The 22,223-nt window shown below is 72.5% G+C and carries 23 protein-coding genes and 1 pseudogene; 10 read left to right on the top strand and 14 right to left on the bottom strand.

The window, feature by feature from the left end; translation table 11 throughout:
- Positions 1–15 precede the first annotated feature (15 nt).
- The 5 genes from STBA_RS22165 to STBA_RS22145 form a co-directional block, all read right to left on the bottom strand.
- Positions 16–1,113 (bottom strand): LLM class flavin-dependent oxidoreductase, encoded by a 1,098-nt coding sequence (locus tag STBA_RS22165; protein ID WP_077060920.1) that lies wholly within the window; start codon positions 1,111–1,113, stop codon positions 16–18.
- 113 nt (positions 1,114–1,226) lie between these two features.
- Positions 1,227–1,433 carry a hypothetical protein gene (locus tag STBA_RS22160; RefSeq protein ID WP_077060919.1) on the bottom strand — a complete coding sequence of 69 codons (207 nt, stop codon included), beginning with the start codon at positions 1,431–1,433 and terminating at the stop codon, positions 1,227–1,229.
- 175 nt (positions 1,434–1,608) lie between these two features.
- Positions 1,609–1,827, bottom strand: a complete 219-nt coding sequence (locus STBA_RS22155; RefSeq protein ID WP_077060918.1) for a DUF397 domain-containing protein — start codon at positions 1,825–1,827, stop codon at positions 1,609–1,611.
- Between the two features lie 153 nt (positions 1,828–1,980).
- Entirely contained in the window at positions 1,981–2,853 is an 873-nt protein-coding gene (locus tag STBA_RS22150) for a helix-turn-helix transcriptional regulator (RefSeq protein WP_077060917.1), read from the bottom strand.
- A gap of 218 nt (positions 2,854–3,071) precedes the next feature.
- Positions 3,072–3,872, bottom strand: a complete 801-nt coding sequence (locus STBA_RS22145) for a GPP34 family phosphoprotein (RefSeq protein WP_077060916.1) — start codon at positions 3,870–3,872, stop codon at positions 3,072–3,074.
- Positions 3,873–4,094: 222 nt separating this feature from the next.
- Here STBA_RS22145 and STBA_RS22140 point away from each other — a divergent pair, with 222 nt between their 5' ends.
- From STBA_RS22140 to STBA_RS37260, 3 genes are all read left to right on the top strand, one after another.
- A complete protein-coding gene (locus tag STBA_RS22140; RefSeq protein WP_077060915.1) occupies positions 4,095–6,500 on the top strand; it encodes a serine hydrolase in 2,406 nt (801 codons plus the stop codon).
- Positions 6,501–6,630: 130 nt separating this feature from the next.
- Entirely contained in the window at positions 6,631–6,723 is a 93-nt protein-coding gene (locus STBA_RS39545) for a hypothetical protein (protein ID WP_366510853.1), read from the top strand.
- The gene (locus STBA_RS37260; protein ID WP_143659548.1) at positions 6,701–6,880 is read left to right on the top strand and encodes a hypothetical protein; all 180 of its coding nucleotides are present in this window, start codon (positions 6,701–6,703) and stop codon (positions 6,878–6,880) included. The genes STBA_RS39545 and STBA_RS37260 overlap by 23 nt, the downstream gene beginning before the upstream one ends.
- A gap of 27 nt (positions 6,881–6,907) precedes the next feature.
- Here the strand turns inward: STBA_RS37260 and STBA_RS22135 are convergent, their stop codons facing one another.
- Positions 6,908–8,737, bottom strand: a complete 1,830-nt coding sequence (locus tag STBA_RS22135) for an IlvD/Edd family dehydratase (RefSeq protein WP_079252090.1) — start codon at positions 8,735–8,737, stop codon at positions 6,908–6,910.
- Between the two features lie 259 nt (positions 8,738–8,996).
- Here STBA_RS22135 and STBA_RS22130 point away from each other — a divergent pair, with 259 nt between their 5' ends.
- The 4 genes from STBA_RS22130 to STBA_RS39540 all read left to right on the top strand — a co-directional run bounded on the left by STBA_RS22130 (position 8,997) and on the right by STBA_RS39540 (position 12,018).
- Complete coding sequence (locus tag STBA_RS22130) at positions 8,997–9,956, top strand: aldo/keto reductase (protein WP_077060914.1); 960 nt, start codon at positions 8,997–8,999, stop codon at positions 9,954–9,956.
- Between the two features lie 30 nt (positions 9,957–9,986).
- Entirely contained in the window at positions 9,987–11,357 is a 1,371-nt protein-coding gene (locus STBA_RS22125) for a GH1 family beta-glucosidase (RefSeq protein ID WP_077060913.1), read from the top strand.
- A 231-nt stretch (positions 11,358–11,588) separates the two neighbouring features.
- Entirely contained in the window at positions 11,589–11,867 is a 279-nt protein-coding gene (locus STBA_RS22120; protein WP_253194918.1) for a hypothetical protein, read from the top strand.
- 55 nt (positions 11,868–11,922) lie between these two features.
- Positions 11,923–12,018 carry a hypothetical protein gene (locus STBA_RS39540; RefSeq protein WP_079252089.1) on the top strand — a complete coding sequence of 32 codons (96 nt, stop codon included), beginning with the start codon at positions 11,923–11,925 and terminating at the stop codon, positions 12,016–12,018.
- A gap of 70 nt (positions 12,019–12,088) precedes the next feature.
- On the opposite strand, the gene STBA_RS22110 is transcribed toward STBA_RS39540, so the two are convergent.
- Positions 12,089–12,304, bottom strand: a complete 216-nt coding sequence (locus STBA_RS22110) for a hypothetical protein (RefSeq protein WP_253194916.1) — start codon at positions 12,302–12,304, stop codon at positions 12,089–12,091.
- Positions 12,305–12,339: 35 nt separating this feature from the next.
- Complete coding sequence (locus STBA_RS22105; protein WP_253194914.1) at positions 12,340–13,074, bottom strand: HNH endonuclease family protein; 735 nt, start codon at positions 13,072–13,074, stop codon at positions 12,340–12,342.
- Between the two features lie 249 nt (positions 13,075–13,323).
- On the opposite strand from STBA_RS22105, the gene STBA_RS22100 reads away from it, so the two are divergent.
- On the top strand, positions 13,324–13,758 hold the full coding sequence (locus STBA_RS22100) for a hypothetical protein (RefSeq protein WP_077060911.1): 435 nt from the start codon (positions 13,324–13,326) through the stop codon (positions 13,756–13,758).
- A gap of 47 nt (positions 13,759–13,805) precedes the next feature.
- On the opposite strand, the gene STBA_RS22095 is transcribed toward STBA_RS22100, so the two are convergent.
- The 3 genes from STBA_RS22095 to STBA_RS22085 form a co-directional block, all read right to left on the bottom strand.
- On the bottom strand, positions 13,806–15,104 hold the full coding sequence (locus tag STBA_RS22095; protein ID WP_077060910.1) for an MFS transporter: 1,299 nt from the start codon (positions 15,102–15,104) through the stop codon (positions 13,806–13,808).
- 3 nt (positions 15,105–15,107) lie between these two features.
- The gene (locus STBA_RS22090; RefSeq protein ID WP_079252088.1) at positions 15,108–16,640 is read right to left on the bottom strand and encodes an MFS transporter; all 1,533 of its coding nucleotides are present in this window, start codon (positions 16,638–16,640) and stop codon (positions 15,108–15,110) included.
- A gap of 78 nt (positions 16,641–16,718) precedes the next feature.
- On the bottom strand, positions 16,719–18,320 hold the full coding sequence (locus STBA_RS22085; protein WP_253194912.1) for an alkaline phosphatase D family protein: 1,602 nt from the start codon (positions 18,318–18,320) through the stop codon (positions 16,719–16,721).
- A 235-nt stretch (positions 18,321–18,555) separates the two neighbouring features.
- Between STBA_RS22085 and STBA_RS22080 the strand changes: the two genes are divergently transcribed.
- Positions 18,556–18,972 (top strand): hypothetical protein, encoded by a 417-nt coding sequence (locus STBA_RS22080; RefSeq protein ID WP_077060909.1) that lies wholly within the window; start codon positions 18,556–18,558, stop codon positions 18,970–18,972.
- Between the two features lie 343 nt (positions 18,973–19,315).
- Here the strand turns inward: STBA_RS22080 and STBA_RS38920 are convergent, their stop codons facing one another.
- Positions 19,316–19,444: an LPFR motif small protein gene (locus tag STBA_RS38920; RefSeq protein ID WP_253194910.1), complete on the bottom strand. Its 129-nt coding sequence runs from the start codon at positions 19,442–19,444 to the stop codon at positions 19,316–19,318.
- A gap of 153 nt (positions 19,445–19,597) precedes the next feature.
- Between STBA_RS38920 and STBA_RS22075 the strand changes: the two genes are divergently transcribed.
- Positions 19,598–20,242, top strand: a complete 645-nt coding sequence (locus STBA_RS22075; RefSeq protein WP_077060908.1) for a LysE family translocator — start codon at positions 19,598–19,600, stop codon at positions 20,240–20,242.
- A 21-nt stretch (positions 20,243–20,263) separates the two neighbouring features.
- Here the strand turns inward: STBA_RS22075 and STBA_RS22070 are convergent, their stop codons facing one another.
- Together STBA_RS22070 and STBA_RS22065 are read right to left on the bottom strand one after the other, a co-directional pair.
- Complete coding sequence (locus STBA_RS22070) at positions 20,264–21,052, bottom strand: NAD(P)-binding domain-containing protein (RefSeq protein ID WP_077060907.1); 789 nt, start codon at positions 21,050–21,052, stop codon at positions 20,264–20,266.
- Positions 21,053–21,434: 382 nt separating this feature from the next.
- Positions 21,435–22,002 (bottom strand): annotated as a pseudogene (locus tag STBA_RS22065) (Uma2 family endonuclease).
- Between the last annotated feature and the right edge of the window lie 221 nt (positions 22,003–22,223).

Genomic DNA, 22,223 nt, shown 5'->3' with positions numbered 1-22,223 from the left:
GAGCCGCCGCGGTCGCTACGCCGCGGGCAGCCCGTAGGCGTCGGCGATCAGTTCGTAGCTGCGCAACCGCGCCGCGGGGGTGTGGGCATTGGCGGTGATCATGAGTTCGTCCGCGCCGGTGCGCTTCACCAGGGCGTCGAGCCCCTCGCGCACCACCTCCGGCGTCCCGTACACCACGTTGGCGAGCCAGCCGTCGAGGAAGTCCTTCTCCACCTCGCTGAACGGATACGCCGCCGCCTCCTCGGGCGACGGCACCAGACCGAGCCGCCCGGTCCGCAGCCGGATCATCGACAGCGCGCCCGTCAGCACCTGCCGGTGCGCCTCCTGCCTGTCCTCGGCGGCCAGCGCGGACACCCCGATCAGCGCATACGGCGCGTCCAGCACCCCGGAGGGCCGGAAGGTCTGCCGGTACAGCTCCAGCGCGGGAACCGTGTGCGCCGCCGAGAAGTGGTGCGCGAACGCGAACGGCAGGCCCAGCCGCCCCGCCAGCTCGGCGCTGAAGCCGGAGGAGCCGAGCAGCCACACCGGCGGACGCGCAGGCGACTGCACCCCGCCCGGCAGGGTGCCCTGCACAGGACCCGGCACGGCGTGAATCCTGGAGTACGGGTGCGCGTCGGGGAAGTCGTCGTCGAGGAACCTGACCAGCTCCGCCACCTGCTGCGGGAACTCGTCCGCGCCGTCCGCCCGCCCGCGCCGCAGCGCGGCGGCGGTCGGGCCGTCCGTCCCGGGCGCCCGCCCGAGGCCCAGGTCGATCCGACCGGGAGCCAGCGCCTCCAGCGTGCCGAACTGCTCCGCGACGACCAGCGGCGGGTGGTTCGGCAGCATCACGCCGCCGGACCCCAGCCGGATGCGCTCCGTCCGCGCCGACAGGTGCCCGAGGATCACGGTGGGCGAGGAACTGGCGACGCCCGGCATCGAGTGGTGCTCGGCCACCCAGAACCGGTGAAAGCCGCGCCGCTCGGTCTGCCTCGCGAGATCCGCCGTGGCGCGCAGCGCCTGCGTCGCCGTCAGCCCGGCACCGACCGTAGCCAGGTCCAGCACGGACAGCGGCACGGGCGCCCGCCCGCGCCGCTCGCCCCTGATGCTGTCGTTGCCAGATCGTTCATCGGCCACGGCGGTACGCCTCCCTGATCGTGATTGCCCTTCCCCGGGCCAACCAGGTGGGTCACCGGATCATTCCGGCCACGCCGGGGCCGCCGCCCGACGGGGCGGCGGACTACGGCGGACTACGGCAGATAGCGCTCCGCGGCGGCCGGTCCGTGCTCCTCCAGCAGCCGCCTGGCCTCCTCGACCCGCTCGGGAGTCGGCTCCCTGCCGCTGAGACGGACCAGGTCCTCCGGGTCCAGCGGCTTCTCCGCCCCCGTGTGCAGCAGGTGGTCGGGCGTAGGGAGACCGTCGGAACGCTGCTCGTCTGACGCGGATGATTCGGACATGTGCGATAGCACCTCCCTGTACCGTCAGCGTAGGTGCTGCACGTCCGGCTCGCACATGCGGCGGACGCCGGACTCCGCACCACCGCCACGAGCTGATCACTACCGAACGTTCCTCGTGCCCCGTGACGCGCGCCGGGCCCCGCCCTCAACGGCCCTCAACGGTCCTCGGCGGCCTTCAGCAGCTTGCGGCGTGTACCACGTCGACGGCGTCGACCGCATCGAGGAACGCCGACCACGAACCGGCCGGAAAGCCGAGCAGTGGCCCCGCCGGGTCCTTCGAATCGCGCACGGCGAGCACGTCCCGCGCCGGAAACCTCACCTCCAGACACGCCCCGTTGCCCCCCGAATAGGAGGACTTGATCCAGGCCCGCGCCACGCCTTGCTCAATTACCATGTCCGCTCCGGATCTTGACGGTCAGTAGTGATGCCGCGACCGTACTAGTCCGGAAATCCCAATGATGTGCCGCTTCACTCGACTGGATGGTCCGCGCCCAACTTCCGCACGGGGCCCAGTCGTTGCAGGTATATTCCGCGGGCGCCGAAGGCGTCAGGAGACCGCCGCGCGGAACGTCCCGGCCAGCTCCTCGATGAAGCGGCGCGTCGCCTCGGGACTGAGCGCCTGCGCGCGCAGATGCTCGTACATGACGCTGTAGTGCTGCACGTCGTGCGGCTTCTCCAGATAGAGGTCGCTCGTGCCGCCCTCCAGGTAGATCACCGTGGAGTCGGACGCCTCGGGGAACTCGAGGATCGCGTACTGCCCGTTCACCCCCGGGTGCGCGCCCGCCGAGAACGGCAGCACCTGGAGCGTCACGTGCGGCAGCGCGGCGCACTCGGAAAGCCGCTGCATCTGCTCCATCATCACGCGCCGCCCGCCGACCTCGCGGCGCAGCACCGCCTCGTCGACGACGGCCCACAGGCGCAGGGGAGTCCTGTCCTCCCAGAGCCGCTGCTGCCGCCGCATCCGCACCTGCACCCGGCTCCCGACCTCGCCGGGACCCACCTCGGGCAGGGCCCCCGCTATGAGCGCGGTGGCGTAGTCGGCGGTCTGGAGCAACCCGGGAATCACCTGGGGTTCGAAGACGCGTAACGAGGACGCGTCCATCTCCAGGCCGATGTAGACGCTGTAGGTCGGCGACAGCTCCGCGAAGGCGTGCCACCAGCCCTGCTGGCGGGACTCGCGGGCCATCTGCATCAGCGACTCGACGAGCCGCTGGTCGTCCACCCCGTAGACCCCGCACAGGTCCCGCACGTCGCGCGGGCTGATACTGCGGCGGCCGTTCTCAAGTCTGCTGATCTTGGACTGGGAGACCAGCAGCCGGTCCGCCACCTCTTCCGCGGTCATGGCGCGCTCTTCGCGGAGCCGTCTCAGCTCCTGGCCGAGCCGGCGCCGCCGGACCGTCGGATTGACGTTGCCCACCACGGACTGTGCACCTCCGTCGAAATGATCGGCCCGAGGACCGCGTTACCAAGCAGAGTGCCACCAGACGCGGTGCATCCGCTCGGATTTCGCGACAGAGGGTGGCCGATCACAAGCATGGGGTGCGGCAACGGCCCTCGTCTGTGGCCGCCGCCACACCCCGTGCTCGAAATGCGGCTCCCGGTTAGGTCATCAATGCGGTTGTCCGTGCACGTGTGCGCCTAGTGCGAGAGCGAAGGCCGTACCGCGGCTCGTGTCACTCCTCTCCGCCTCGTCTGGTCACCGCTGATCTGCTGCGACTGTCCGACCACAGCCATAGCCGCCGCGGGCGCCGAGGCGCGTCCCGTCGTCTTGCGCGCGGTGCCCTGCTGCGGGCGCCGCACCGCGGCCGCCTGGCCGGCCACGCCGTTCTGCACGTCCATCACGGCGTGTGCCACCAGGCCGCCCATCGGGTCGTGCCTGATCAGATCCCGCAGCCGGGAACGGGACGAGCGCCCCTCGTTGCCCGGATACAGGTGCTTGCCCAGGCCCACGGCGTGGGCGAGCGCCGCCAGGGCCGCGGTCCGCGCGTCCGGTGGCGTGCCGGTGCGGATCGCGGTGTCCAGCCGCGCCCGGATCTGCCTGCTGACCGCGGTTTCCGTCGCCTGGTACCGGGTCGTCGGCAAGACCCCGCACATCTGGTTCTCCACCGCGTGCACCATGCCGCAGCGTTCCAGGTGCGTGAGATACGTTTGGCGTAGCCCGAGTCTGGGCCCGCCGATCCAGTGGACCGCCCGGACCGGACTGCCGCGCCTGCGCAGCAACTCCAGTGCGGAGTCCAGCGTGGGATCTCCGGTCGGCCGTGGCAGCACCACGGCTATTCGGTCCCCATCAGGGGCTATCCGTCCCGCCAGGGCCAGCTCGACGAGCTGTGCTCCGGCAAGGCCGAGGTCGAGCGACTGCGGCTGCGCGGTGGTACCCGTGGCCGGGTCCAGAGCGAGCAGCAGCAGCTCCTCCGGAATGGTTCTACGACTCCTGCCCATCCATGCCTCCCCGCGTGGATGAAAGACAGGGTGACGCCTCTCACATTGTTCTGTCGAGGGTGCGTGGTTGTTTTGTGAGGGAACCCGTAGATATGTCGTTGTCGTCCTTGGGTACAGGCAGCAGGTTTCCGCCACCACCGGCTCGTCGTACCGAGGTGCACAGGACCCGGCAGACTGGTAGAGCCAGCGGCCATTTCTTGATCGACGCGTAGGGAGGCACGGGTGGCGGGCGAGTCCCCGGACAGTTCGGAGCGGGAGCGGGAGCAGGAGTCATCGGAGAAGACGCCTGAGGACCCCGGAAGGGTTCCCCAGGAGGCGAAGGTTCCCGGGGACGAGGAGAAGCCGGCTGCCGACGAGGCCGCCGAGGAGACCGGCGGAGTGCCGGAGCAGGTACGGGAGTTCAGGGGTACGGGAGTGAGTGGGGGCACGGGGACACCTGCACGGCAGGCATCCGAGGGCGAGGACAGGACACCGGCCACGGCCGGAGACCGGGAGACGGCCACGAGCGGGACCGACGAAGCGACGAACGAGGAAAAAGAACCCGAAATCAAAACAAAGCCCACAAACCCCTCGCCGCCCTTGAACGAGCCGTCCGCAGCGGATGCGGAGGTGGACGCGGGCACAGACGCATCTCCCGCCGCGGCAGCGGAGCCGGACACGGAGAAGCCCGCGGACACAGACGCATCTCCTGCCGCGGCGGCGGAGACTGAGGCGGAGGAACCCGCGGACACGAAGGAGCCTGCCGCCACGGAGGCGAAGGCGGACACGGAGAAGCCGTCCGCAGCGGATGCGGACGCGGACGCGGGCACAGACGCGCCCCCCGCCGCGGCAGCGGAAGCGGCGGCAGACACGAACGAACCATCCGCAGCGGAGCCGGACCCGGACGCGGACCCGGAGGAGCCGTCCGCCGCGGGCTCGGCGGGGGGCCGGGACGCGGATGCGTCGGATCGCACGGCCATGCTGCGGCTGCCCAAGGAGACGGATGAGGCGGAGCCGGGGGAATCCGTCAAGAGGCCGAAGCCGGCCGCGGATACCGCCACCGCCGACCTCGGGGCCATAGCGGGCCCGGCCGAAACGCCGGAACGCGACGTCGAGCCCACCACCGCCCCGAAGGGCACCGAGTCGGATCGCACGGCCATGCTGCGGCTGCCCGAGCAGGCAGACGCCGCGGAGCCGGCACAGGAGTCGGACCGTACGGCCATGCTGCGGGTTCCGCCGCCGAAGGCCGATCAGGGCAAGGACCAGGGCAAGGATCAGAAGACCACCACCCTGCGCGCGCCCGACGAGCCGCCCGCGCCGCCGCCCGCGCCCCCCGCGCCGCCGGAGGCGCCGGAGGCGCCGCGCGACCCGCTGGAGTTGCTCGCCTCACTCACCAACCGGCCCGCGCCACCGCCCACTCCGCTGCGGACCGCACTGCGGCGGGTGAAGATCTGGACGCCGCTGGCGGTCCTGCTCCTGATCGTCTTCGTCGTGGCCCAGTCGCTGCGCCCGCTGCCCGATCCCGGCCTTGAGCTGACCGCCGCGGACTCGTACACCTTCGAGGGCGAGACCCCGTCCGTGCCGTGGCCTGCCGCCGGGCAGGCGACGCTGTCGGTCGACGGTCTTGGAACGTTCGGCTCGTCGGGCGAGCAGGAACCCGTGCCGATCGCGTCCGTTGCGAAGGTGATGACGGCCTACATCATTCTCCGCGACCACCCGATGGCGGAGGGTGAGACGGGCGCCGAGATCCCCGTCGACCAGCGGGCCGAGGACGAAGCCGGGCTGAGCGAGGAGAACGAGTCGACCGTCGAGGTCGAGGAGGGCAGCACGCTGACGCAGGACGAGGCGCTCAAGGCCATCATGATTGCGTCCGCGAACAATGTGGCCCGGCTGCTCGCCCGGTGGGACGCCGGCTCGGAGGAGGCCTTCGTGGAGAAGATGAACGAGGCGGCGGCGGCCCTCGGCATGGACAACACCACGTACACCGACCCGAGCGGGCTGAGCCCGGAGACCGTGTCGACGTCCGAGGACCAGACGAAGCTGGCGCGGGAGGTCATGAAGGACCCGGTCTTCCGGCAGATCGTGATCATGCCGGAGTACACGGACAGCAACGGAACCCGGCACGGCAACTGGAACGGGCTGGTGCCGGTCGGCGGGGTCGTCGGCATCAAGACCGGCACCACGACCATCGCCGGCGGCAACCTGATGTTCGCCGCCAGGCAGGAGATCGACGGCACCTCGCACCTCATCGTCGGGGCCGTGCTCGACCAGCCGCCGCACCCGGCGGACAACTCGATCCTCAGCCAGGCACTCGAATCGGGCAGCCAGTTGATGACGTTCGCCCAGGAGCAGTTGCGGGCGGAGACGGTGATCGCCGCGGGTGACGTCGTCGGGTACGTGGACGACGGGCTCGGCGGGCAGACGCCGGTGACCGTCACCGAGGACGTTCCGGCCGTCGGCTGGCCGGGACTTGAGGTGGGGATCGAGGTGACCGGCGGCGAGGACGGCGTTCCCGGCTCGGCGGACGCCGGGACCGAGGTCGGCGTGCTCACGGTCGGCGACGGGGAGGGCGGACCGGCCACACCGGTGGCCCTGGCGGAGGACTTGTCCGAGCCCGGGTTCTCCGACCGGCTGACGCGCCTGGGCTGAGCCGCGGCGCCCGCCCGCGGGCGGGCGGGTTCCCGGTGCGCGCCCGCCGCCGCACCGGGGGCTGCGGCCCTTGCGCGCCGCACGCTACAGTCGGTGCCCCACAGCGAGGGATGCGTGAGGGGGCAGCCCTGTGGAATGTCCATCATGCGGGTCGAGGAACGGCCGCAGGCTTAACAACGGCAACTGGGTGTGCGACGACTGTGGCTCGGTCACCGCAGGATGAGGCCGCGTGGCGGGACTTGGACCCGGCCACGCGGGAGCGACTTGATTTTCTCGATCCGGAGGACTTCACGGTGGGGCCCACTGCGGAGGCGGCGGCCCAGTGGGAGCGCTTCACGGCGATCCTGGACAAGGCGGAGAACTACCGCCCGCCGCAGTGACTCCTGCCGCAGTGAGCCCCGCCGGGGTCAGTGCGAGTGGCGCGGGACGGCGTCGCCGGTGCGGCCGACCAGGAAGTCGAGGTCGGCGCCGCGGTCGGCCTGCATGACGTGCTCGGTGTAGAGCTTGGCCCAGCCGCGTTCCGGCTTGGGCTCGGTCGGCGCCTGCGGGGTGCGGGTGGCCAGTTCCTCCGCGGGCACGTCGAGGTGGAGGCGGCGGGCGGCGGCGTCGAGTTCGATCCAGTCGCCGGTGCGGACCAGCGCGAGCGGGCCGCCGACGGCGGCTTCCGGCGCGACATGCAGCACGCAGGTGCCGTAGCCGGTGCCGCTCATCCGCGCGTCGCTGATGCGGACGATGTCCTCGACGCCCGCATCGAGCAGGACCTTCGGGACCGGAACGTTGCCGACCTCGGGGAAGCCGGGGTAGCCGCGGGGGCCGGCGTTGCGCACCACGAGGATCGTGTCCGCGTCGACCGGCAGGTCGGGGTCGTCGGCCGCGGCCGTGTAGTCCTCGACGCGGTCGAAGACCAGCGCGCGCCCGCGGTGTTTGAGCAGGTGCGGTGAGGCGGCGGAGATCTTCAGCACCGCGCCGTCGGGACACAGGCTGCCGCGCAGCACGACGGTGCCCTCGCCGGCCGGGCGGAACGGTTCCCCGGCGGCGCGGATGACCTCGCGGTTCCAGCAGGGGGCGCTTTCCGTCGCGGCGTGCATCGTGCCGCCGCCGACGCTGCGTGCCTCGCGGTGCAGCAGGCCGAGCGTGTCCAGTTCCCGCAGGACGGCGGGCAGCCCGCCGGCGTAGTAGAAGTCCTCCATCAGGAACCGGCCCGAGGGCATCAGGTCGACCAGGACCGGCACTTCGGTGGTCAGCCGGTCGAAGTCGTCGAGGTCGAGCGGCACTCCGGCGCGCCCGGCGAGCGCGAGCAGGTGGACGACGGCGTTGGTGGAGCCGCCGAGCGCCGCGTTGGCGCGGATGGCGTTCTCGAACGCCTCGCGGGTCAGGACGTGCGAGGGCCTGACGTCCTCCTCGACGAGGGCGACGGCCCGGCGGCCCGCCGCCTGGGCGAGGGCGTAACGGCGGGCGTCCACGGCGGGGATGGCGGCCGAGCCGGGCAGTTGCATGCCGAGGGCCTCGGCGACGCACGCCATGGTGGAGGCGGTGCCCATGGTCATGCAGTGGCCGCGGCTGCGGGACATGCAGCCCTCGGCCTCGCTGAGGTCCGCGGGCGACATGCGGCCGGCCCTGACTTCCTCGCTCAGCCGCCAGACGTCGGTGCCGGAGCCGATGTCGCGGCCCTGGAACTTGCCGCTGAGCATGGGCCCGCCGGTGACCATGACGGCCGGGAGATCGACGCTGGTGGCGCCCATCAGCAGGGCGGGGGTGGTTTTGTCGCAGCCGGAGAGCAGGACGACGCCGTCGAGCGGGTTGGCGCGGATGGTCTCCTCGGCCTCCATGGCCATCAGGTTGCGGAACAGCATGGTGGTCGGGCGCATGAGGGTCTCGCCGAGCGACATGACGGGGAATTCGAGCGGCAGGCCGCCGGCTTCCCACACGCCGCGCTTGACGGCGTCGGCGACGTCGCGCAGGTGCGCGTTGCAGGGGGTCAGCTCGGACCAGCTGCTGGCGATGCCGATGACGGGACGGCCGTCGAAGACTTCCGGGCCGAAGCCCTGGTTACGCATCCACGAACGGTGGATGAAACCGTTGCGGCCCTCGGCGGCGAACCACGCGCCACTGCGGCGTTTCCCCCGCGCGCCGGCGGCGGCGTGCTCGGCCGCGGTCTCCCCCGTTCCCGCCGCCTGTACTCCCGCCGTGCCCGTTCCCGCCGTGCCCGTTCCCGCCTGCCTGGGTGTTGTTGTCATTCCTCGGTGCCTCCCGCTCGTACCAGAGTCCTTCGCCGTTCCAGCGTCACATGTCCCGCCGGGAGCACGCGGGCGGCCCGCGCTGCCGCGTGCCGCCGTCTGTGCGCCTCCCCTGCCGTGCGCGTCCGGCCGATCATCATGGTGCTGATGCGGACGTGCGGCCGTGACCGGCCGCCGCCCGCGCCGCACCGAGGGAAGGAAGACCCGCCATGCCCACCACCCAAGTCCCCGTGGCCGCGCCGCGACCGGAGTGTGCCCGATGAGCGCCGGGGAGGCCGCGCTGCCGCGGCACCGCCTGGGCGGCACCGGACTGCTGGTGCCGGAGATCTGCTTCGGCACCAGTGGTCTGTCCGGCATGCCCGCGGTGTTCGGCTACGACGTGCCCGAGGACCGCGCCGTGGCGACCGTGCGGGAGGTGCTGAACAGCCCGGCCGGGTTCCTGGACACCGCGGCGGGCTACAACGCCGGCCGCGGTGAACGGCTCATCGGCACCGCCCTGGCCGAACACGGCGGGCTGCCGCCCGGCTTCGTGCTGGCCACCAAGGTGGACCGCGATGAGCGGACCGGTGACTATTCGGCCGCGCAGGTACGCCGTTCGCTCGAAGGCAGTCTGGAACGGCTCGGTCTCGACCGGTTGCAGCTGCTGTATCTGCACGATCCTGAGCACATGCCGTTCGACGAGGCCGTGGCGCCCGGCGGTCCGGTCGAGGAGCTGGTGCGGATACGGGAGGAGGGTCTTGCCGAGCACATCGGCGTGGCCGGCGGCCCGGTCGGGCTCATGGAACGCTACGTCGCCACCGGCGCGTTCGAGGTGCTGCTCACCCACAACCGGTGGACGCTCGTCGACCGTTCCGCGGACGCGCTCATCGACGCCGCCTGCGCGGCGGGCCTCGGCGTGGTCAACGCGGCCCCGTTCGGCGGCGGCATCCTGGCCAAGGGGCCCGACCAGCACGCCCGTTACTGCTACTCGCCCGCGGATCAGGTGGTCCTGACGCGGGTGCGCGAGATGGCGGCGGCCTGCGCGCGGTACGACGTGCCCCTGCCCGCCGCCGCGATCCAGTTCGCCGTGCGCGACCCGCGCATCGCCGCCACCGTCGTCGGCGTGACCCGGCCGGAACGCGTCGCGGAAACCCTGCGCCTGGCCGCCTGGCCGATCCCGGATGATCTGTGGCTTACCCTCGACGGGCTGCATGCGCCCCCATCTCACTGGCAATACTGAAAAACACCGAAACACCGGGAACTTTTTCTCATGACAAACGAACTGAGCCCTGAGCAGTTCCCCGAGGGCTTCGCCTGGGGAACGGCCACCGCCAGCTACCAGATCGAGGGGGCCGTCCACGAGGACGGCCGGCTGCCCTCGGTGTGGGACACCTTCTCCCACACCCCCGGCAAGGTGTTCCGCAACCAGACCGGTGACCTCGCGGACGACCACTACCACCGCTACCCCGAGGACATTTCGCTGCTCGCCGACCTCGGCGTGACGCACTACCGGTTCTCGCTCGCCTGGCCGCGCATCCAGCCCGAGGGGTACGGCCCGGTCAACGGGGCGGGCGTCGACTTCTACAGCCGCCTCGTCGACGGCCTGCTCGACCACGGCATCCAGCCCTGGGTGACGCTCTACCACTGGGACCTGCCGCAGGTGCTCGAAGACGCGGGCGGCTGGCCGCGCCGCGAGACCGCGGAGAAGTTCGCGGAGTACGCGGCGCTGATCCACCAGCGTCTCGGCGACCGGGTGCAGGACTGGACGACGCTGAACGAGCCGTGGTGCGCCGCGTTCCTCGGCTACGCCAGCGGCCACCACGCGCCGGGCCGCACCGATGGCGCCGCCGCGGTGCGCGCCGCGCACCACCTGATGCTCGGGCACGGCCTCGCCGCCGAGGTGCTGCGCGCCCAGGGAGCGCGCAGCGTCGGTGTCACCGTCAACCTGTACCCGGTGGACGCGGTCACCGACAGCGCGGCGGACCGGGACGCCGCCCGCCGCATCGACGGCCTGATGAACCGCTTCTTCCTGGACCCGATGCTGCGCGGCTCCTACCCGGCCGACGTGCTGAAGGACATCGCGGAGGTCACCGGCACCGAGCACGTGCGGGACGGCGACCTGGCGACCATCGCCGCGCCGCTCGACTTCCTCGGCGTGAATTACTACTCGCGCCACGTGGTGCGCGCCGGCGCGCCGCGGCCGGGGCCCACGCACTGGGTGGGCTCCCCGGACGTGGAGTTCGTCAAGCGCGGGGTGCCCCAGACCGAGATGGGCTGGGAGATCGACCCGGACGGGCTGTACGAGACGCTGACGCGGGTCTCGCGCGAGTACGGTCCGCTGCCGCTGTACGTGACGGAGAACGGCGCGGCATTCGCGGACGAGGTCACACGTGAGGGGCGCGTCCACGACGAGGACCGGCGGCGCTACCTGGAGGAGCACTTCAGGGCCGCGCACCGGGCCCTCGCGGAAGGCGTCGACCTGCGCGGCTACTTCGTGTGGTCGCTGCTGGACAACTTCGAGTGGGCGCACGGCTATTCGAAGCGGTTCGGCCTGGTCCACGTGGACTTCGAGACGCAGGTGCGCACGCTGAAGGACAGCGGCCGCTGGTTCTCCGAGATCACCCGGGCGAACGCCCTGTGAGCGCAGGGGGGGACCACCCGGTGGTGGTCCCCCCGTCCTCTGCGCGCGGGGGGGCGCGCGACCGGCGGGCATGCTCGTACCCGCGTGCGGAGATCGCCAACTCCTGCGTTGCCTCTGCCGAATCGGCCACGTACCCGGACTGGCCGGAACGCCGGTCGCGCGGGATGCTGGTGACCGTCTCACCACGGAGAGCGCTGGAGAGCGCTGGAGAGCGCAGGGGAGCGAGCCTTCATGGCGACGAGCAGTCAGGAACCACAGGCGCGCGAAGAACGCGCACGCTCCGGGCGCGCGGGCCCCGGCATCGAGCTGGGCGCACTCGCGCAGGACACCGAGCTGGGCCGGGCGGGGGTGGTCGTGGGCCACGACGGCGTCACCTACCAGCTGAGACCCATCCGCGGCGGGCTGGTCTGGAACGTGCTCCCGGAGCACGTCCGGCAGGTGAACGCGAGCGACCTGCTGCGCGAGAAGGTCCGGCAGGCCAACCGGCGCAGCATCGGCAGCGGGCCGTGACCGCGGCCGGCCGGTGTGGTAGGCGTGATGTCAGGCGAGCGGATGGGGAGTTCACATGAAGTGTCCGAGCTGCGGCAGTATCAACGTGACGAGCACCGGCATGCCGCGCCGGTGGCAGTGCATGGACTGCGACAGCACGTTCGCCCGCTGAGCACGGCAAGACAGCACGGCAGCCAGACAGCAAGACAGCACCGCAGCACGGCACCGGCGGCCCGGCCTGTCTAGGCCGGGCCGTCGGCGATGTCGTGCTGGCTGTTGAGGTGCGCGGCCAGGGTGCGGGCCGCCGTCTCGTCCGTGCCGAAGAACGCCGCGCTCGGACGGCCGTCGTCGCCCGGCACGTGCACCAGGCTTCCCACGGGGTCCACGACGTACCAGCCGCGCATGCGGCTGTGCCTCGCCTCGAAGGTCATGCGTCCACTCGTGCCGAAATCGTCCACCCCAGGATGATGCAGCACCGCGGGCGCCGCCCGCGTCACCCGCAGGTGCCGAGCAGACCGGCCAGCCGGTCGCGTTCCGCGGTGGTCACGGTCAGCTCGTAGGCGTGCTTGACCGTCGTCCAGGCCAGGGCGTAGGTGCAGCCGAACTCCTCGGCGGGCGGCAGCCAGGCGTCCGGCGCCTGGTCGCCCTTCTCCCGGTTCACGCGGCTGCCGACGGCGATGAGCTGCGGCTGCGCCAGGTCGTTGGCGAACGCGCTGCGCTCGTCGTCGGTCCACGCGTCGGCCCCGGAGCGCCATGCGTTGGCCAGCGGGACCACGTGGTCGATGTCGACGTCCCCGTCGTCCGTGTACTCCTCGCCGTCGTAGGCGCTGAACCAGGTGCCCGACACCGGGCGGCAGTCGTCGTCCACGGTGACGTCCTCGCCGTCGCGGCGCAGCACGGTCTGCCGCACGGTGCAGCCGTCCGCGCTGTCCCAGTGCGGGAAGCGGTCGCGCGAGTAGCCGGTCATGGCGCGCGGCTCGGCCACGGTGAGTGCCGCCAGCCGGTCGGCGGCGGTGGCCGCGTCGGGCAGTCCTGGCAGCTGCGTGCCGCTCTCCGGCGGCGCCCCGCTCGTGCCGCCCGTGCCCGCCGCGTCGTCCGCGTCCTCGGTACCGGCCGCGTCGCAGCCGCCCGCCGTCAGCACCACCGCCGACACCACCGCCACCACCGCCGCCGGAAGCCGCGCCCTCATGCCCTCGCCCCATCTCGCCGTGCCGTCCTGGTCCCGCATGCACTCCCTGCCCGCGGGCGGCCGGTCGCATACCCGCCGACCTGCGGAACCGGACACGCCGCGCAGGGCCACCCGCCTGAACGCGCGCGCCGCCTGGTCACTCGGCGACCGGTCTAGTACACCGCAGCCGGCCTGACCGCCGCGGGCCACGCGGCGCTGAGCGCCGCCCGGCGCGGCACCGCGTCACCGCGGCACCGCGTCACCGCCCTGGCCGTTCAGCAGGGCCGCGCGGGCGTCGAACCATGGACCATGGGGCCCGCGCACTTCCACGCCTACCACTGGCAGGGCGAACGCCGCGTCTTCGACCAGGAGGCCGACCGGCGGCCGGCGGCGGCGCCGGGCGCGCCGCCGGCGCCCGGGTTCCTCGCCAACCCCTGCACCCCGCTCCGCATCAGCGACTGGCTGCTGCGGCCCGCCGCCGCCGTCGCCCGCACCTGCGGCACCGCGGCCGAGGCGGCCGCGTGGTTCCGGCAGGAGAGCGAACGCGCGGCGCCCGCGTTCGCCGTCGAACGGGAACGGCAGGCCGTCCCGGCGCTCGCCGGCCGGTCCGCCGCCCGCCTCGCGGCGGGCGGCGACGTCCACGCCGGGTGGTACCTGCGTGGCACCGGCTTCCTGACCCTCGACGTCATCGGCTGCTCCCCCAACGGCACCGCCCCCTCCCTGCCCTGCCCGCTCGGCGCCTGAGCCGCGGCCGCCCGCGCCCGGCCCCACCGCGCCCCGCCCGCGGACCGTCAGGCGTGCCGCGCGAGGGGCCGCTGATCCACCCGCGTGAGGTTGCGGACCGCGGGGACCGCCAGCAGCGCCGCGCTCGCCGCCAGCGACACCGCGCCCGCCGCCAGCAGCACCTGGGACGCGCCGAAAAGACCGGCGGCCGGGCCGGCCAGGGCCTGGCCGACCGGCATCATCACCACGGAACCTGCCACCTCGTAGGCGTGGATGCGGTTGAGCACGGTCCCCGGCACCTGCGTCTGGATGCTCGTCGCCCACATCACGCTCCAGAACGCCATCGCCGCGCCCGCCACCACGAAGCCCGCGACGATCGCCGCCACCCCGAGCCCCGCGCCGACCGTCACCGGCTGGAGGAAAAAGCCGAACAGCGCGACGGCCCCCGCGCGCAGCGGGTGCCGCGGCCTGATGCGCATGGCCAGCAGCCCGCCGACGGCCATGCCTGCGCCGAGCGCCGAGTTCACGAGGCCGTACGTGCCGTCGCCGTGAGCCGTGATGACCTCGGTCGCCACCAGCGGAACGGACGGGCCCCACGCCGCGCCCATGAGGATCATCCAGACGACGATGGCACCCCACATCCAGGTCCTGGCCCGGAACTCCCGCCACCCCTCCGCCAGATCCGCTCGGAACGTCCCAGCCGCGGGCCGCACCGGCCGCTCCGGCAGCCGGAGCAGCAGCAGGCACAGGGCGCTGAGCAGGTACGTTCCGGCGTGCGCGGCGAACACGCAGCCCGCGGACGTCCAGCCGACCAGGACGCCGGCCGCCGCGGGACCCAGTACCGCCATGCAGGACTCGGCCGTGCGGATGGCGCCGTTCGCGGCCTGCACGTCGTGCGCGAGGCGCGGCACGGTGCTCGCCACGCCCGGCTGGAACATCGCGGCGCACACCCCGTTGACCGCGCCGATCACGCACACCTGCCACAGCACGACGTGGCCGGTGAAGAACAGCACGGCGGCCAGCGCCTCGGTGCCGATCCGCACCACGTCGGCGCCGATCATCAGCGCCCGCGCCTCGAAGCGGTCCGCGATGACGCCGCCGAACACCACGAAGCCCGCGAAACAGCCGGTGAACGACGCCATCGCCAGGCCCACCGCGCCCGCTCCGCCGCCGTGCTGGACCAGGCCCGCGGCCAGCGCGACCGGCAGCATCATGTCGCCGAGCTTCGCGATGCCGCGCGCCGTGAAGAACAGACCGAAGTCGCGCGTCCACAGCCGCGCCGGGACCACCTCGCCGGCCGCCTCGGCGACCACCGCCCCCGCGGGCGCGGGCGGCCGGGGCGGCTGCCCGGCGGGGGGCGACGTCATGCGTCAACTATCACCCGGTGCACCGCTCCCCGCCTGCGCTGATGAGCCGTTCCCACGACGGTGCCCGCCCGGTTCGAGCGGCGGGGCCCCGACCGCGCAGTGCCGCGTGCACTGCGGCGCCGGGGCGTGCGGCAGCAGCCGTCCCGGCACCGTGAACCAGGCGATGACCGCGCCGAGCACCATCAGCCCGGCGCACAGCAGCACCGCCTTGCCGAACGCCCGGTCGACGGCCTCGGCCGAGCGGTACTCGTCCGTGGACAGGCCGATCGCCAGCGGCAGCGCCGCCACGGCGACCAGCTGCGCGACGCGCGCCGCCGCGTTGTTCACGCCGCTTGCCACCCCCGCCCGCCTGACCTCGACGGACGCCAGCACGGTCGCCGTCAGCGGCGCCACGAACAGGGCCATCCCCAGGCCCTGCACGACGACGCCGGGAAACACGTCCGTCCAGTACGAGCCGCCCGGGTGCACCCGGTACAGCAGCACGAGACCGGCCGCCGCGACCAGCGGGCCGAGCGTCAGCGGCAGCCGCGGCCCGATCCGGTGCGAGAGCGCACCCGCAGGGCCGGACAGGACCGTCAGCAGCAGCGTCACCGGCAGCGAGGCGATGCCCGCGGTCAGCGCGTCGTAGCCGAGCCCGTTCTGAAGCTGGGTGGGCAGCAGGAAGAAGATGCCGCCGATCGCCGCGTACAGGCACAGCGTCACCAGGTTCGCCGCCGTGAAGAGCCGCGACCTGAACACCCCGAGCGGCAGCATCGGCCGCGGCGCGCGCCGTTCCCACCACACGAACGCCGCGCCGAGCGCCACCCCGCCCGCAAGCGCGGCGAACGCGGGGGCGTTGATCAGCGCGTAGGTGATGCCGCCCAGCGACAGGGCCGCGAGCGCCGCGCCCGGCACGTCGAACCGGCCCCCCGCCGTCCAGTCCCTGCTCTCCGGCACCGCGCGCGTCAGCAGCAGCACGGCCGCCGCGAGCGGCACGTTGATGAGGAAGATCCAGCGCCAGCCGGGCCCGTCGACCAGCCACCCGCCGAGGAAGGGACCGAACGCGGTCGCCACGCCGCCGAGCCCGGACCACAGGCCGACGGCCTTCGCGCGCTGGTCCGGGTCGAACGAGGACTGGATCAGCGCGAGCGAACCCGGCGTCAGCAGCGCCCCGCCCACGCCCTGGAGCGCCCGCGCCGCGATCAGCAGCGGCGCCGACGGTGCGAGACCGCACAGCACGGACGCGACCGTGAACCACACGACGCCCCACACGAAGACCCGCCTGCGGCCGAACCGGTCGCCGAGCCCGCCGCCGAGCAGGATCAGCCCGGCGAGCGTCAGCATGTAGGCGTTCAGAATCCACTGGAGATCGGAGATCGGAACGTCGAAGTCCGCGCCGATGCGCGGGAGCGCCACGGTGACGATCGTGCTGTCCAGCATCGCCATACCGGAGCCGAGCACCGCGCTGCCGAGCACCCGCCGCCCGCCGGGCGAAGCGGTGGTGAGCCGCCCCGCGCCACCGAGCGGCTCGCCGGCGCTGTCCGGGTCATCTGCCATGCGGTCATGATCGGCCCGGCGGTGCCCCGCCGGGCCGACCCGCGCCCGGGACCGGCCGGGTATGCCCGGTTCGGCCCCCTACTGGCCGACCCGGCCCGGCTGAAGGGTCTTGGAGAACAGCACAGGGCCGTCCACCTCCCGCAGCCGCACGGTCAGTTCACCGCCGTCGCCGTCGATCTCGACCTCGCCGTAGAACTGGTAGCCCTCGGCGGGCGACACGTTCGACGCCTCCGGCGCCTTCACGAACACCCGGTCCGGGCCGAACGTTCCGTCCAGCGCGTTCGCCGGGAACGCGCCCGCGTTCAGCGGCCCGCTGACGAACTCCCAGAACGGCTCGAAGTCGCCGAACGCCGCCAGCTCCGGCCGGTAGTGCTGCGCCGAGGTGTAGTGCACGTCCGCGGTCAGCCACACCGTTCCCGTGATGCGGCGGCGCTTGATGAAGCGCAGCAGCTCCGCGATCTGGAGCTCCCGGCCCAGCGGGGCGCCCGGGTCGCCGTTGGCGATGGCCTCGATGTCCGTCTCGCCGTCCGGCACGACCAGACCGATCGGCATGTCGGCGGCGATCACCTTCCACACCGCGCGGGAACGGCTCAGCTCCCGCTTCAGCCAGTCCAGTTGCTCGCGGCCCAGGATGCCCTGGGCGTCGTCGGGCTGCCGTCCTGGCGAGTTGGCGTTCCGGAAGGTCCGCATGTCGAGGACGAAGACGTCGAGCAGCGGGCCGTGGCGCACCACCCGGTGCACGCGGCCCTCGCGGCGCCCGGGACGCAGCGTGGAGATCGGGAAGTACTCCGCGAACGCCTGCCGGGCGCGCCCGGCGAGCACGTCCACGGACTTCTCGGTGTAGCGGTCGTCGGCCAGGATCTCCCCCGGGTACCAGTTGTTGGTGACCTCGTGGTCGTCCCACTGCACGATGGTCGGCACCTGCGCGTTGAAGCGGCGCAGATTCTCGTCGAGCAGGTTGTAGCGGAAATTGCCGCGGTACTCGTCGAGCGTCTCGGCGACCTTCCGCTTCTCCGGCGTCGTCACGTTGTGGTACACGCTGCCGTCCGGCAGGGTGACGCTCTCCTCGATCGGCCCGTCGGCGTAGACGGTGTCGCCGCTGAAGAGGAAGAAGTCCGGGTCGCGGCGGCGCATCTCGGCGAACGCGCGGTAGCCGCCGAGCCCCGGGTTGATGCCCCAGCCCTGCCCTGCCAGGTCGCCCGACCACACGAAGCGCACGCCGTCGCGCCGCCGCGCGGGCGCGGTACGGAACGTGCCCGCCACCGGCTCGCCCGTGCGGCGCGGATCGTGCGGGTCGGCCAGGAGCACCCGGTAGTGGACCTGCTCCCCCGGCGGCAGGCCGTGCAGCGCGGTGGTGCCCGTGTGGTCGGTGCCGGGACCGAGCAGCGGCCCGTACCAGCGGCGCGGGCGGCGGAACGACTCGGTCGCCGAGGTCTCGACGATCATGCGGGCCGGCCGGTCGGAACGCACCCACACCAGTCCTGAGGAGGTGGTGACGTCACCGGCCTGCACGCCCCAGCGCGCCGCCGGGCGCCCGGACAGCGCGAACGCCGGTGCGGCCCCCGCGACGATTCCCGGCACCGCGAGTCCGGCCGCCGCGGCGACACCGCCCCGCAGCACGGCGCGCCGCCCGGTGGCGCGCCCCTCCCGCGCTTCGCGCGCCTGGTGCATGTCCGTCATGACGAATACCTCCACGTTCCCTCGTCCGACGGCCCGCAGTATGGTCCGGCTGCCACCGGTCTGTGATGCCCCACGCCCCAACACGCGGCGAACACCAGGCCAACGCCGGGCACCGGTCCACCGGTCCACCGGTCCACCGGTCTGTTCCCCGGCACACGTTCGAGGTAATCACCGGCCGCCGCTGCGCGGTTGCGGCCCGGCGCGGGCTTCTCCCGGGGACCGGACGCCAAGGGAGGTGCGCGTTGACCCCGCCGCGGCACGTTCCTGCTCGTCGTGGGCCTGGGCGAGCTGGTCCGGGGCCTTCAGTACCTGCTCGACCCCATGGCCCAACCCGCGCGGCCTCGCCCTCCTCACCGACGCCGCCCCGCTGCACGCGTGGGCCTGGCTGTGGATCGCGGCCGGCGCGGCCGCCGCCGTGGCCGCGTGCGTGCGGATCGGGGGTGACTTGAGCGGATTCGCCGCCCTGCTGACACCGCCCACGGTGTGGACGGCGGCCTACGTGGCCGGCGCGTTCTCCGGCTCGTACGGGCAGGGGCTGTGGGTCGCGGTCTGCTACGCGACCACCCACGTCGGGGTGTGCCTGTGGGCATCGGCCATGCCGGAGTACGCGGTGCCCGCGCCGGGCACCGCGGGAAAGGGCGCGCGGGGATGAACGTGCTGTGGACGGCCATGGCGGCCGTGGGCGGCCCGCTGGCCGCGGCGGTCGGCAGCTCGTATGCGGCCAGGGCGACGCGCACCGGCAGGCCGCCGGGACCGCCGTCGGCCCCGAGGACCGGCTGGCGGACCTGGCGGTCTTCAAAGCCGGCGTGGAGCGGGTCGACACGGAGAACGACCGGCTGCGCCGGCGGCTGCTCGGCCTGGAAACGCTGGTGCGGGCCTTCGCCCGCCACGTCGCCCAGCTCACCGCCCAGGTGCGCGAGGCGGGCGTCGAGCCCTGCCCGCCCCCGACCGGGTCGAGGAGTACAACCGCACCGGCGCCTGACCCGCCCCGCCGGTCAGTGCCGCCGGTGCGCGGTGTCGGAAGCGCCCCCGAAAAGCCGGGCGACGAGCCGGAACGGCAATGACACCACCGTGGCAACGGCACCGCCGATCGCCCGGAAGATGTCCGCTATGGCTCTCAACATGACTGCGGCCTCCTTTCCCTCTGGACGGCCAGGCCCCTCCGAATAACCCGCGCGCCCCTGCCGAAACGTCCCGCCACCGTTCAGGTCCGCTTACGAATCGACCGCGGAAGAATTAACTGGTGCGCCACGGCAGGCGTCAGCAATTCTGAACGGATGATCACAGCAGGCGCGGTAGCCGGTGTCGCAGCAGTCGCCCTCGGGATGGTGCTGACGCCCGGGCCCAACATGATCTACCTCGTGTCACGCAGCATCACCCAGGGCCGGAGCGCCGGTCTTGTGTCGCTGGGCGGCGTGGCTCTCGGCTTCCTGATCTACCTGACGGCGGCGAACCTCGGCCTGTCGGCCGTCTTCACCGTCGTTCCCGGTCTGTACCTTGCCGTGAAGCTGGCCGGCGCCGGCTATCTCGCGTGGCTGGCGTGGCAGGCACTGCGACCGGGCGGGGCAGCGGTGTTCGCCCGGCAGGAGCTGCCGGGCGAGTCCTCGCGCCGGCTGTTCACCATGGGGCTGATGACCTGCCTGCTCAACCCGAAGATCGCCCTCATGTACCTGTCCCTCATCCCCCAGTTCGTGGACCCGGAGGCAGGGAACGCCATGGCGCAGGGCTTCCTCCTCGGCAGCGTCCAGGTAATCATCGGGGTGGCCGTGAACGGCACGTTCGTGCTGGCCGCGGGCACGATCGCCGCGTTCCTCGCACGACGCCCCGGCTGGCTGCGCGCCCAGCGGTACGTCATGGGCACGGTGCTCGCCACCCTGGCAGCACACCTGGCCCTGGACACCTCCCGCCCCGCGAGGACCTGACGGCCCTGCCCGTTACCTGCTTCACCTGGGCCGTTTCAGGTCGGCGAGGAGGTCGTCGAGGACCTTGGCGAGGGCCGCGGAGTTGGCCGAGTCGAACCATGTGGTGCGGATGCGCTCGTTGTTTCCGTTCGGAGTCTCGTGGTTGGCCGCGAGCTGGTGCAGGGAGCGGGCCTCATCACTCAGGGCGCGGCCGGCCCCCTGGAAGAGACCGCGCACGTAGCGGTCCGCGTCCTCGGAGGCGATGCCCTGGCCGATGGCCCACGACGTGAGGGTGGCGAGGTACGAGTAGTGGGTGGTCAGCGTTCCCGTCAGTGCGGAGAAGACGTTGAAGGCCGCCTCGTCCGCGACGGGGAGCACCCCGCCCAGGTACTCGAAGAAAGGGTCCACTACCGGGTGCGACGGGTACGTGACCGTGACGCAGCGGCGTTCGGCTACGTCGGGCAGGGGGATGGCCCGGACCAGCGGGGCGTCGGTGGCCAGCGTCCGGCGCAGGTCGTCGTTGCTGACACCGGCCATCACGTTGACCACGACCTTGTCGTCGTCCACCCGCAAGCCGGCGAGCGCTTCGTGCCGGTCCTGGCGGCGTACGGCGATGAGCACCATCTCGGAGCGGTCCACGACCGCCTGATTGCCGGCGCACACCTGCACGCCCTCGTAACGCCCGGAGAGCTCCGCGGCCGCACGGGCCCCCCGAGGAGACAGGAACACCTCCGGCGACTCGTCACCCCCGTCACAAAGCCCCGTCACGACGGCCCGCCCGAGCTCGCCCACCCCGATGATGCCGATGCGCTTCACTGTGCCTTCCTCCATGCTGCGTGGTGATCGTGCGAGTCCGCCGGAACGGTGTCATCCACAGTGTGACCGCCGCCCGGTCCGCGGCAAGCTCGATACCGAGCCCCAGCCCTTCCACGACGCGGTCGAACAGCTCCCGCGCCTCCCGACATGCAGAACGCCCCGGACCAGACCCGATCCGGGGCGTTCGCCCCTGTGCCCCAGGCAGGATTCGAACCTGCGACACCCGCTTCAGGAGTGGGATCGAGTCCTCGCCGGGGGGTGCCTGGCGCTGCCGCGGGGCGCTGTTTCCCCTGGTCAGAGCCGCGCGGCGAGCCACTTGATCCGGCTCGTGCCGCCCTGTACCGGGCAGTCCGCTCACGCATCGCTCACGCGCCGCCGTCGGCTGGTCAGCACGTGGTCAGATCCGGGTGAGATCCAATTCCACCGGGAAGGGAGCCGCGACCTTGAGGACGCCGGTGAACACGTCTCCGTCCCGATAAGTCTTCGTCGCGGAGTCGAGAACGTAGGTGTACACGAGCGGAACGCCTGTCGCGGATTGCTCGATCCGCCAGTAGAAGCCGATGCCGGCCTTGGCGTATTGGTCGACCTTCACGATCCGGTCGGTGGTCTCGGAGCCGGGCGACACCACCTCCGCGACCAGCAGCACATGCTCAGGGCGGGTGGGGGTGATGTCGATCGTGTCCGCGCGGTACACGACGACGTCCGGGCGGCGATTGGTCAGCGGAACGTCCTGAAGCCGGACGTCGAAGTCCGTGTCGGCATTCCGCTCCGGGCCCGCGGCGGCATCCGAGGCGTTCGCCAGAATCCGGGTCGGCCGGTTGTGCCGCGTGGACGCACTCGGACTCACGACGACCATTCCGTCCAACGGTCTCGATTCCGGCGCACTGCTCCTCGGACCAGGAGTCGTACTCCTCCGCCGTGATCTGCTCATGCATCCACGCCGGGGCCATCATCTCGGACGTCATGAAGCACCTCCCGGACACTGTGCGGCGGGCCCGATCCCGCTGGACTCAGCGTAGTGTCTGCCGTCCGTCCGGCACGCTGGTCCCGCTCACGCCTCTCCCCGTCGGCCGGCAACCAGCACGGTGGACTCGTTATGCCCCAGTGGGCGATCACCATCAGTGCGAAGAGCACGTAGCCGGCCAGCCATCGGCCGACCGCCCGCTATAACCGGGGGCGCCTCCCG

Source organism: Streptomyces sp. MP131-18, assembly GCF_001984575.1.
Taxonomy (GTDB): domain Bacteria; phylum Actinomycetota; class Actinomycetes; order Streptomycetales; family Streptomycetaceae; genus Streptomyces; species Streptomyces johnsoniae.
This window is presented reverse-complemented; position numbering and strand designations above follow the sequence as displayed.

Bases quoted from the DNA above. Each gene is read 5' to 3' on its own strand.
- STBA_RS22105 (WP_253194914.1), bottom strand. From the start codon at position 13,074: ATGCGGGACCAGGACGGCACGGCGAGATGGGGCGAGGGCATGAGGGCG.
- STBA_RS22145 (WP_077060916.1), bottom strand. From the start codon at position 3,872: ATGGGCAGGAGTCGTAGAACCATTCCGGAGGAGCTGCTGCTGCTCGCT.
- STBA_RS39540 (WP_079252089.1), top strand. From the start codon at position 11,923: ATGAAGTGTCCGAGCTGCGGCAGTATCAACGTGACGAGCACCGGCATG.
- STBA_RS22090 (WP_079252088.1), bottom strand. From the start codon at position 16,640: ATGGCAGATGACCCGGACAGCGCCGGCGAGCCGCTCGGTGGCGCGGGG.
- STBA_RS22075 (WP_077060908.1), top strand. From the start codon at position 19,598: ATGATCACAGCAGGCGCGGTAGCCGGTGTCGCAGCAGTCGCCCTCGGG.
- STBA_RS22135 (WP_079252090.1), bottom strand. From the start codon at position 8,737: ATGACAACAACACCCAGGCAGGCGGGAACGGGCACGGCGGGAACGGGC.
- STBA_RS22095 (WP_077060910.1), bottom strand. From the start codon at position 15,104: ATGACGTCGCCCCCCGCCGGGCAGCCGCCCCGGCCGCCCGCGCCCGCG.
- STBA_RS22070 (WP_077060907.1), bottom strand. From the start codon at position 21,052: ATGGAGGAAGGCACAGTGAAGCGCATCGGCATCATCGGGGTGGGCGAG.
- STBA_RS22085 (WP_253194912.1), bottom strand. From the start codon at position 18,320: ATGACGGACATGCACCAGGCGCGCGAAGCGCGGGAGGGGCGCGCCACC.
- STBA_RS22130 (WP_077060914.1), top strand. From the start codon at position 8,997: ATGAGCGCCGGGGAGGCCGCGCTGCCGCGGCACCGCCTGGGCGGCACC.
- STBA_RS22160 (WP_077060919.1), bottom strand. From the start codon at position 1,433: ATGTCCGAATCATCCGCGTCAGACGAGCAGCGTTCCGACGGTCTCCCT.
- STBA_RS22120 (WP_253194918.1), top strand. From the start codon at position 11,589: ATGGCGACGAGCAGTCAGGAACCACAGGCGCGCGAAGAACGCGCACGC.
- STBA_RS38920 (WP_253194910.1), bottom strand. From the start codon at position 19,444: ATGTTGAGAGCCATAGCGGACATCTTCCGGGCGATCGGCGGTGCCGTT.
- STBA_RS22155 (WP_077060918.1), bottom strand. From the start codon at position 1,827: ATGGTAATTGAGCAAGGCGTGGCGCGGGCCTGGATCAAGTCCTCCTAT.
- STBA_RS22100 (WP_077060911.1), top strand. From the start codon at position 13,324: ATGGGGCCCGCGCACTTCCACGCCTACCACTGGCAGGGCGAACGCCGC.
- STBA_RS22125 (WP_077060913.1), top strand. From the start codon at position 9,987: ATGACAAACGAACTGAGCCCTGAGCAGTTCCCCGAGGGCTTCGCCTGG.